Annotated in this window: 1 protein-coding gene; it reads left to right on the top strand. The window is 67.5% G+C overall.

The features are described 5' to 3' along the window. Window positions 1–499: HAMP domain-containing protein (locus tag RM555_RS30830; RefSeq protein ID WP_311415001.1), on the top strand; the 499-nt coding region annotated here is incomplete at both ends.

Genomic DNA, 499 nt, shown 5'->3' on the forward strand with positions numbered 1-499 from the left:
TGGCGGGACCTGACCGACAACGTGAACTCGATGGCGTCCAACCTGACCGCCCAGGTGCGCAACATCGCCTCGGTCACCACGGCGGTGGCGCAGGGCGACCTGTCGCAGAAGATCACCGTGGACGCCCGGGGCGAGATCCTGGAGCTGAAGTCGACGGTGAACACGATGGTGGACCAGCTGTCGTCGTTCGCCGACGAGGTGACGCGGGTGGCCCGTGAGGTGGGCACGGAGGGCAAGCTCGGTGGTCAGGCGCAGGTGATGGGCGTCTCCGGCACGTGGCGGGACCTGACCGACAACGTGAACTCGATGGCGTCGAACCTGACCTCGCAGGTGCGCAACATCGCCCCGGTCACCACGGCGGTGGCGAAGGGCGACCTGTCGCAGAAGATCACCGTGGACGCCCGGGGCGAGATCCTGGAGCTGAAGTCGACGGTGAACACGATGGTGGACCAGCTGTCGTCGTTCGCCGACGAGGTGACGCGGGTGGCCCGTGAGGTGG

The sequence above is a fragment of the Micromonospora reichwaldensis genome (assembly GCF_031845925.1).
Taxonomy (GTDB): domain Bacteria; phylum Actinomycetota; class Actinomycetes; order Mycobacteriales; family Micromonosporaceae; genus Micromonospora; species Micromonospora reichwaldensis.